Consider the following 1,269-nt stretch of genomic DNA (forward strand, 5'->3'; position numbering starts at 1 on the left):
GTGGGGGTGGGGTGGGGTGGGGTGGGTGGGGGTGGGGTGGGGGGTGGGGTGGGTGGGGTGGGGTTAGAGGGCGTTCAGGAGGGCGGCGTTCAGGAGGACTACTGCGGCGGTGGCGAAGTGGATGCCGAAGGCGACGGCCTTCGTCCCGCCGTTGCGCAGCACGATGAGGGTGTCGCCAAGCGGGACGAGCGCGACGATCAGCATGAACCACGCGACCGCGTTGGCGTTCGTGAAGGCGATCAGGGCGAGGCCGAGCAGTCCGAAGGTGAGGTCCTTCAGGCCCTTGACCGTCAGGTACGCGGGGTCGCCGTCCGGCCGGGCCGGAACGCCGTACCCGGCGGCTGCGGCTTGTGGCACCAACAGGAACCGTGCGCCGATGAAGGCAACGAAGAGGCTGAGTACGACGGCGAGTCCGTAGGCGAGGGGTGCCAGCATGGTCTACTCCAATTCCTAGCGCTGCTAGATATGAGAGCGACGCTAGCAGAGCATCGACAGAACTGCTAGCAGTGCTAGGGTGGCGGTCATGTCGACGCAGGGACGCCGGGAGCGGGAGCGGGCGGAACGGGAGCAGGCGATCATCAGCGCGGCCCGCGACCTGGCCCTGGCGGAAGGCTGGGACGCGGTGACCACCCGGCGGCTCGCCGCCGAGATCGAGTACAGCCAGCCGGTCCTCTACAGCCACTTCAAGGGCAAGGACGCCATCATGGCGGCCGTCGCCGTCGAGGGCTTCGCCGAACTGGCCGACGCCTTGGCCGCGGCCCGGGCCTCAGCCGCCAGCCCTCGGCAGGCGGTCGCCGACGTCGCGACGGCGTACGTCGCGTTCGCCGAGCAGCGGCCGGCGCTCTACGACGCGATGTTCACCCTCGCCGTCGATCTGCCGTTCGCCACCCAGGACGTTCCGACGGACCTGGCCCGTGGCTTCGCCGAGCTGGCCGAGACAGTGCGCCCGGTCGTCGGCGACGCCGACGACCTGGAGACGTTCACCGAGACGTTCTGGAGCGGCCTGCACGGGCTGGTCACCCTGATGCGCAGCGCCCGCCTCCGCCGCGAAGGCCACGAGCGGCGGCTGGCGGTGCTGGTGAACCGCTTCTCCCGGTGAGGCCAGACCTGCCCCTTCCCACCCCGCCTGATCCGCAACTACGGGGATGTTGCTGCCTCCGGGCGCGCGGAGGCAGCAACATCAGGGGGGTAGTTCCATCCTGAGTTGGCTGGTCGGGGGGTCTTGACGGTGTGGGGGTGGTGGGTGGGGGTGCAGGTCGTTGCGGGGGT

Annotated in this window: 2 protein-coding genes; one reads left to right on the forward strand and one right to left on the reverse strand. The window is 70.1% G+C overall.

What is annotated here, in order from left to right; translation table 11 throughout:
* Nucleotides 1–63 precede the first annotated feature (63 nt).
* The gene (locus AB0C15_RS32560; RefSeq protein WP_357358600.1) at nt 64–435 is read right to left on the reverse strand and encodes a DUF4267 domain-containing protein; all 372 of its coding nucleotides are present in this window, start codon (nt 433–435) and stop codon (nt 64–66) included.
* Nucleotides 436–523: 88 nt separating this feature from the next.
* Here AB0C15_RS32560 and AB0C15_RS32565 point away from each other — a divergent pair, with 88 nt between their 5' ends.
* The gene (locus tag AB0C15_RS32565) at nt 524–1,099 is read left to right on the forward strand and encodes a TetR/AcrR family transcriptional regulator (protein ID WP_357358602.1); all 576 of its coding nucleotides are present in this window, start codon (nt 524–526) and stop codon (nt 1,097–1,099) included.
* Nucleotides 1,100–1,269 lie beyond the last annotated feature (170 nt).

Origin of the sequence: Micromonospora sp. NPDC048835, assembly GCF_040649995.1 — a bacterium.
Taxonomy (GTDB): Bacteria; Actinomycetota; Actinomycetes; order Mycobacteriales; family Micromonosporaceae; genus Micromonospora.